The organism is Streptomyces sp. NPDC054841 (genome assembly GCF_053611045.1).
The window spans coordinates 1-7,704 of sequence record NZ_JBSGZO010000418.1 but is presented as its reverse complement, the minus strand read 5'-3'; the positions used below and the strand labels follow the sequence as shown (position 1 = coordinate 7,704).

Genomic DNA, 7,704 nt, shown 5'->3' with positions numbered 1-7,704 from the left:
GTACAGGGCGGTCCACACGCCCAGCAGGCCGAGCACCCCGTAGATCATGACGGGGCTGACCGCCACCATGGTGCTGGTGGGCAGGGCGTACGCCAGCGCGATCCGCGCCCCCGCCTCGGCGAGGTACGCCACGCCCCAGACCGTGGTCATCACGTTCATGGTCCGGCGGAAGCCCTCGTACTGCCACAGGCCGTTCCACCAGGCGGTGCTCTCCGGGGTGCCATCGGTGGCGAACTTGCGGCCGAAGTAGAACATCAGCGGCCGCGAGGCGAGCAGGGTGGCCAGGCAGAGCAGCCCGAACAGCCCGGTCACGGCGGAGTCCTTGATCAGCAGGGCGCGGGCGGAGTGCGTGCCGGCCAGCGAGACCACGGCCGTGATCACCAGGAAGACCAGGGTGACGACGGCGAACTCGTCTAGCTTGCGGCGCCAGGCCACGTGGACGGCGCTGTCGAGGACGGGCCATGCGCCGCTGACCAGCAGCGCCGAGAACTCGCTCCAGCCGTGGTCGACGAGCGCGTTGTACGTGAGGATCGGCGCAACGACGTTGAGGCCGATGGTCAGGATCCAGCCGAGTGCGGCGGCGGATCCGGAACGGGCGGGCGGCGCGGGGCGCGCCAAGGCGGTGGACATACTTCCCCCTGAGAAGTGCCTGATGAGTGCGGTCAGACAGACGCTAGGGGCACCGCGCGGCCCAGCCAAGGGCCCGCGCCTCAAATGATCACCAAGCTGTCCGGAATCCTTGCTTCCCCGGACAGGACCGGACCAGGAACTCTCTTATGGATCATGTCTGTGAGGCCTGGCAGAGCGCCGGTAGGGACGGTCGGACGAGCGGAACCTACGCCGCTCCGCCCGGCCCGGCAGATCGACGGCGGACGCGGGCGAGGACCAGCACTGTGTCGTCGTTCGGTGGATCCGGCAGCAGGCTTGAGAGAATGCGGTCCGCCGTCGCTTCCAACTGGTCGCATTCCCGGCGCAGTTCCTCGCGCAATGCGTCCAGGCCCGCTTCGATGTCCCGGCCGCGTGCCTCGATGAGGCCGTCGGTGTAGAGGGCGAGTACGGCGTCCTCGGGCAGGTCGATCTCGATCGTTCCGAAGGCGTGACCGCCAACCCCGAGGGGGATGCCGAGGACGTCGCTGATCGTCTCGACCGTGCCGTCCGGGTGGCGCACCAGGGGCGGGGGGTGGCCGGCGCTGGCGATGCGGGCGCGCCCGGTGGCGGGGTCGTAGAGGATGTAGAGGCAGGTCGCCATCTCGATGCCCGCCTCCTGGGCACAGGCATCGAGCTCGGCCAGCAGATCGTCGGGTTCCTGGCTGTGCCGGGCAATCGTCTTGGCCGTGATGCGCAGTCGTCCCATGGCCGCGGCGGCCGGCACCCCGTGTCCCATCACGTCACCGACGACGAGGGCGACCCGGTCGCCGGACAGGTTGATCACGTCGTACCAGTCGCCCCCCACCTCGGTGATGCGGCTGCCGGGTACGTAGCGGTGGGCAACCTGCACGTAAGGGCTGGTCGCCAGGGCGCTGGGGAGCAGCGCGCGCTGGAGGGTGAGCGCGATGTCCTGGACCCGGCTGTAGAGACGGGCGTTGTCCAGGCAGAGCGCGGCGCGGGAGGCGAGCTCACCGGCCAGGCCGTGGTCCTCGTCGGTGAAGACGGGCCTGGCTGCGGAGCGTCCGAAGACGGCGAGGCCCTGGACCGTGCCGCGGGCGATGAGCGGGGCGATGAGGAGGCAGGTCAGGCCGCTGTCTCTCAGCAGCTGGGCGCGGGCCTGGTCGATGACGGTCCGGGTCACGAACTCGTCGTTCACCAGGACGGGGACGACGCGGCCCGTTCGCAGCATCTGATGGATGGCGGAACCGGGCGGGTAGGTCACGCTTTCCAGTCCGCTCACGAGTTCCGTGGCGGGTGGGGGCAGGATCGTGCCGGAGGCGATCCGGCGGGTGAACAGCGGCAGATCCGGATCGAACGCGAGGGACTCGTCCATCCACTCCACGAGTTCCACGACGGAGGCGTCGGAGAAGTCGGGAACCGCGGCGTCAACCAGTTCCTGGGCGGTGACGTCCACGTCCAGGGTGGTGCCGATCGAGGCCGCGGCCCGGTTCAGCAGAGCCAGCCGCTGACGTCCCGCGGTCACCTCCATGATCGCCTCCTCCCGGTCGGTCACGTCGACCATCAGCCCGCCCAGTCCGGGCCGGCTGCCGACCGCCTGGCTGAGCGGGAAGAAACTCACCGACCGCACCTGATCACGGTCCGGGTGACCTGGTGTGCGCACGCCCACCAGAGCGCCCACCACGGGCCGCCCCTGCTCGGCGACTGCTCGCAGTGTCCGCTGGTACTCACCTCCATCGGACGTGATCATGATTTCTTCCATGCGCCGTCCGAGGTGCTCCTCGATGGGGAGTCCGTCCATGTCGGCGAGCGCCTGGTTGAGGTGGACGTAGCGCAGGCCCTCGTCGAGCATGACCAAGCCGATGGGGCAGGTCTCGAAAAGGGAATCGAGGAACGCCAGATTGGTCTTCACCCGGTCGAGCGCGTCACTTCGGCTGGCCAGGGCCATGACCACGGACGCCCCGTCGGGCCCGGTCATGGGAAAGACCCGGAAACCGCAGTCGAAGGCCGCGCCGTCCCGATGCCGGGCCCGTAGCCGACCGCGCCAGTACCCCAGGGTGCGGCCCCGCTCCGCCAGCCGGATGGATGCGTCAGCGGCACCCTGTGGCGGTTCTGAAAGGAGGACGCCGAGGGGTTTGGACAGCACCGCCGCGGGGTCGTGCCCGAAGAGGTCCTGCGCGCCGGGCCCCCAGTAGCAGATCCGGTCGTCCTCGTCGATGCCGAGGACCGCAACGGGCACGCGTTCCAGCATCGGCCCCGGCTCGGACCAGAACGGGCCCGGAGCCTTCTCGCCCCCCGGCCGATCTGATGGCACCGACTACCCCTTCCGCCCGAGGGCCACAATGCCTGAGCCCGGCCACGGGACGCCCGGACACAGCGACGCTCTCTCGTCATCCATTGTGCGGACATCGAGGCGACTCTGTATCGCCAGGACACCCCGCGTCCATCACGCGGTGGGACGGGCGGCACCGGCCGTGCTCGCCGCCACCGCCGCCGGCCGCGACAGTGGTGTCGACGAGGGCGACGATCGGGTTGATCCAGTATCCACGCACAGCCAGCGCGTTGTAACGCCTGCTACATTCGGCAGCGTGACGAGCGATGGAGCAGGGATACGGTGGATTGTCCTCGTCATCAGGCTGCCCGCCGGCCCTTCGCGGCACCGGGTGGCAGTCTGGCGTGAGCTGCGCAAGGCCGGCGCACTCTCGCTGGGCCAGGGAGTGTGGGCTGTGCCGGACGTGCCGGCCTTCGCCGACGGCGTGCGCCGGGCGATCGAGCTGACGGAGCGGGCCGAGGGGCAGGTCGTGGCGCTGCACGCGTCCGGGCGTGGGCCCGAGGACGCTGCCCGCTTCGAGACGATGTTCACCGCCGCGCGCTCGGAGGACTGGGCTGAATTCCTCGCGGACTGCAACAAGCTCAAGGCTGAGATCGCCAAGGAGATCCGGATCGCCGAGTTCACGCCGGCCGAGCTGGAGGAAGCGGAGCAGAGCCTGGAGCGTCTGCGGCGTCGGCGCCGTGATCTGATGGCCGGTGACGTCTTCGGCGCACCCGAGGCGGCCCGGGCCGGCGAGCGCCTCAAGCAGTGCGCGGCCGTCTGCGAGGACTACGCCGAGCAGGTCTTCGCCGCCCTGCACCGGAGTGAGGGGGCGGGCGAATGACCGCCGACGGCACCACCGGTGCCGGGCGAGGCGGAAGGTTCCGCTGTACGCGGCCGGGTTCACCGCGACAGTCGGCGCACACGGCGTCACGGCCGACCGCGGCGGCTTCTCCGGGGAAGCAGTGACCTCTGTCGACGTCGTCCTCCGCTGGAGCCGGCCGCCACGCAGCACTTGCACTTCCCGCGTTCGCCGACGGCATCATTGATCTGATGGAGTCACCACTGCCTCTTCTCTTCCTCGACGTCGATGGACCGCTCATCCCGTTCGGCGCGGCGCCGAGCCGGCACGCAGGCGGGCACCCGACGTACCGAACGGGCCTCGAACCATCGGCAGCCGGCTCGAACCCGCTGCTGGCCAGGATCAACCCCGGGCACGGGCCCCGATTGGCGGCGCTTCCGTGCGACCTGGTCTGGGCGACGACGTGGATGGCCGACGCGAACGAGTGCATCGCGCCACGACTCGGGCTGCCCGAGCTGCCCGTGGTGACGTGGCCGGAGCCGTCCGACGACGACGAGCGGGATCAGCGCGCGGGCCTGCACTGGAAGACCCGCGCGATCCTCGGTTGGGCGGCCGGGCGCGCGTTCGCCTGGGTCGATGACGAGATCACCGACGCGGATCGGGCCTGGATATCCGCTCGCCATGGCGGACGCGCCCTGCTCCACCGCGTCGATCCCCGCCACGGCTACGTCGACAACGGGCAGATCCTCACCTCGGCCGGCGCCGCCGCGAGCCTGGACCTGTGCCTGCACATGATCCGCCGCGACCTCGGCTCCGCCGTCGCCGCAGACACCGCGCGTCTGTCGGTCATGCCGCTGGAACGCGAGGGCGGTCAAGCCCAGTTCATCGTCCACGAGCAGCCGCCCGTTCCGAAGGGCTCCGTTCTGCAACCGGTGCTGGACTGGATCGAGGACAACCTCGCCCACGAGCTGACCCTGGACGCCATGGCCGCACGCTCCGGAATGAGCGGTCGCACGTTCAGCCGCCGCTTCCGCGAACAGATGGGCACCACTCCTCTGCAGTGGTTGCTGCGGGCCCGCGTACGGCGTGCGCAATACCTCCTGGAGAACAGCGACCATCCCATCGAACGCATCGCCCACCAGGCTGGATTCGGGTCGGCGACAGCCTTTCGGGAACGCTTCCGCCGAGTCGTGGGCACCACCCCGCAGGCGTACCGCTCCGCCTTCAACGCACGCCGGTCCCCGCAGCCACTCGCCACACCGGCGAACGCGTAACCGCAACGGCAGGGCGGGCAGTGCCGCGGCCAACCCGCGTCGCATCGTATGCGCAGGGGATCGTCCGGGTGTCCGCCCTGGTTGACGGCGGTCCAGCTCCTCGCGGCCCGCAGCGCCGCGCGGCGGGCCGCCAGGGCTCCCGCGATCCGTCGATGTCAAGTCCCGAGCTCCCGTGTCACGCCATTCAGGGGCATGACGCGATTCGCTCTGCCGGGCTCAATGGAGACGTGGGTTCACGCAGAGCAGGTGGCCCGCCCGCCCCCGGCCGCCTTTACTCGGCCAATACTCCGGAGGCGTACACAGCCTTCACCGTCACCGACGCACCCGCCACCTCCCAGACGAGTCTCGAAAAGGATCTTGAGAGCTTCGTTGGGGGCTGGAACTCGGAACCCGGCCCTACTCTCACCGTCATCAGCAGTCAGAAGACTACGGTTGATGGCCGCCCCGCCCTCGACGCGCGACTCTCCACCAATCAGGGCGACGTCGGTGTCATTCGCTTCATCTCTGATGACAAGCACGTCGTTACGGCCATGACCATGGGTCCTGAGGCGAACGAGAAGACCGTGAATGAGATGCATCAGCAGCTCCTCAACAGCATCCACATCCCCTGACCCGACCCTGCGCCCCCCGTCAGGGAGTGGGGATGCCACCGGGGCGGCGGGCCGGGCGCCCGAATTCCACGGGCACTCCCGGCGAGTACAGCACGCTCACGGGTTCGCCGACCGGCTGGGGCAGTCCTGCCGCGGCCACGAGGTCCTCGTCGCACTCGAGGAGCTCGGCGCGGTGCAGCGGCCAGCGCGGGTGGGTGTTCGGGAGGTACAGCGGCCGGCCGAGGGAAGCGTTGTGCATGCCCCAGCGGGCGGTCAGGAAGTGTTCGAGCTCGGTGGGGTCCTGGACGCGTTCGCCGACCCGTACGGCGATCCGGCTGTGCGCGCCCCGGGGGCCGGGCCAGCGTCGGGTGCTGGTGTACGTGATGGTGGGGCCGTCGTGGCGGATGGCCATCCGTGACCAGAGGTACGGGAGCCGGAAGGCGGCTCGCCCGACCGCCACCGGTATGAGGCGGGAGGCGTCGAGCGAGCGGAAGACCACGCCGCGGCGTCCGTGCGCATCCACCGAGTAGAGGCGGACGTTTGTCTCGGGGAACGTGCCCAGGTAGGGGACGCCGGGGAGGCGCAACCATCCGACGCGGTGCATCCGGAAGGCGACGAGGCCGACGTACGTCGCCCCGTTCAGGGTGTCCGGGACGGTCCCGGTCGGCAGCAGCGGAGCGACGTCGGCAGGATCGGCGGCCCAGTGGATAAAGGCCAGGTCGAGCCAGGACTGGGTGAGCAGAGGGCTTGCTGCGGAGTGGGGCGGATCAGCCGTTATGGGTTCCGGTTCCGGGGCGAGTGGTGTGAGGGACACGGGGCAAGGATTCCAGAGCCGCCAGTGCAGCAGTGGCCCGCCCCCTCCGGCCGCACCGCTCCTCGCCGGTGAGGGTGCGAATTCGCCGTCATGAAGCGACGGTTGACCGGGCTCGCGGTGTGGCAGGGTTCAGGCCGGGACGGGCTCGCTCGTGTGGCCGGCCAGTCCTCGGCTGTACTGGCGCAGGAGGAGTACGGCGGTGGTGGCCAGGCCGGTGAGGAGGCCGAGCCAGATGCCGAGGGTGTCGAGGCCCACGGGGTGGGCCAGGAGCCAGGAGGCGGGGAGGCCGACGGCCCAGTAGCCGACGAGGGTGATACGGAAGCCGCTCCTGGTGTCGTCGAGGCCGCGGAGGAGGCCGACTCCTATGTTCTGCGCGCAGTCGAAGAACTGGAGGAACGCGGTGACCATCAGCAGCTGGGTGGCGATGGTGAGCGCCTGGTCGGAGCCGGAGTCGAGGAACGGGGCCAGGACGAGCCGCGGAAGGACGAGGTAGCCGATGCCGACGACGGTCATGACGGCTGCCGCGCAGGCGAGTGCGGTGTTCTTGATGCGGCGGGCGTCGTCGGGGCGGCCGAGGGCGAGTTCGCGGCTGACCGTGATGGACGCGGCGTGGGAGAGCCCGACGGCGACCTGGAAGACGATGTAGACGAGCTGGTTGACGGCGGTGTGCGCGGCGAGGGCGTCCGGGCCGAAGGATCCGGCCATCAGGGCGGTGATCGAGAAGAAGCCGGCTTCCGAGCCGTAGGTGGCCGCTGTCGGCACGCCGAGGCCGATGAGCCGTTTGACGGTGGCCGGGTCCGCCTTGGCCGCGTTCAGGGAGAGCAGCGGCGCCAGTTCGCTGTCCCTTCTCGTCGATGTGTACAGGGCGAGGAAGGACAGCAGGTGGACGATGGAGGTGGCGACGCCTATGCCGGTCAGGCCGAGGCGGGGCAGTCCCCCGGTGCCGTGGATGAGAACCCAGTTCAGACCCGCGTTGACGGCTACGGACGCGATGGTGATCTGCACGAGTGCCTGGGGGCGTCGCATGCCGACGGTGAACTGACGTACGGCCTGAAACCACAAGCAGGGCAGCAGCCCGGGAGCCAGCGCCAGCAGCATGGTCCGGGTGAGTTCGACGACGGCGGCGTCCTGGCCGGGCCAGGTCAGGGCCTGGCCGATGACGATCATGAGCACGGCTCCGGCGATGCCGGCGAGCGTGGCCACGGCCATACTCGCGCGGACGATCCCACGGACTTCCTCGTGCCCCTCTCCTTCGTCTTCCTTTTCCTTCGTGCCGGTGACGGCCGCGGCCCGCTCGACGCGGGCGG

The 7,704-nt window shown here is 70.0% G+C and carries 7 protein-coding genes; 3 read left to right on the top strand and 4 right to left on the bottom strand.

Annotated elements, in window-relative coordinates; genetic code table 11:
* Positions 1–630: VC0807 family protein (locus ACWGI8_RS35155; protein WP_453667243.1), on the bottom strand; the 630-nt coding region annotated here is incomplete at its 3' end.
* Positions 631–835: 205 nt separating this feature from the next.
* Positions 836–2,845: a SpoIIE family protein phosphatase gene (locus ACWGI8_RS35150; RefSeq protein WP_453667241.1), complete on the bottom strand. Its 2,010-nt coding sequence runs from the start codon at positions 2,843–2,845 to the stop codon at positions 836–838.
* Between the two features lie 349 nt (positions 2,846–3,194).
* Here ACWGI8_RS35150 and ACWGI8_RS35145 point away from each other — a divergent pair, with 349 nt between their 5' ends.
* The 3 genes from ACWGI8_RS35145 to ACWGI8_RS35135 all read left to right on the top strand — a co-directional run bounded on the left by ACWGI8_RS35145 (position 3,195) and on the right by ACWGI8_RS35135 (position 5,604).
* Complete coding sequence (locus tag ACWGI8_RS35145; RefSeq protein WP_453667239.1) at positions 3,195–3,761, top strand: Chromate resistance protein ChrB; 567 nt, start codon at positions 3,195–3,197, stop codon at positions 3,759–3,761.
* A gap of 209 nt (positions 3,762–3,970) precedes the next feature.
* The gene (locus ACWGI8_RS35140; protein WP_453667238.1) at positions 3,971–4,993 is read left to right on the top strand and encodes a helix-turn-helix domain-containing protein; all 1,023 of its coding nucleotides are present in this window, start codon (positions 3,971–3,973) and stop codon (positions 4,991–4,993) included.
* 227 nt (positions 4,994–5,220) lie between these two features.
* Entirely contained in the window at positions 5,221–5,604 is a 384-nt protein-coding gene (locus tag ACWGI8_RS35135) for a hypothetical protein (RefSeq protein ID WP_453667237.1), read from the top strand.
* A 19-nt stretch (positions 5,605–5,623) separates the two neighbouring features.
* Here ACWGI8_RS35135 and ACWGI8_RS35130 read toward each other — a convergent pair whose 3' ends face one another.
* Both ACWGI8_RS35130 and ACWGI8_RS35125 read right to left on the bottom strand, forming a co-directional pair.
* The gene (locus tag ACWGI8_RS35130; RefSeq protein ID WP_453667235.1) at positions 5,624–6,397 is read right to left on the bottom strand and encodes a YqjF family protein; all 774 of its coding nucleotides are present in this window, start codon (positions 6,395–6,397) and stop codon (positions 5,624–5,626) included.
* Positions 6,398–6,526: 129 nt separating this feature from the next.
* Positions 6,527–7,704, bottom strand: a 1,178-nt coding sequence (locus tag ACWGI8_RS35125) for an MATE family efflux transporter (RefSeq protein ID WP_453667233.1), incomplete at its 5' end; no start/stop codon positions are given.

Excerpts from the sequence above, each read along its gene's own strand:
- ACWGI8_RS35140 (WP_453667238.1), top strand. The coding sequence starts at position 3,971 with ATGGAGTCACCACTGCCTCTTCTCTTCCTCGACGTCGATGGACCGCTC.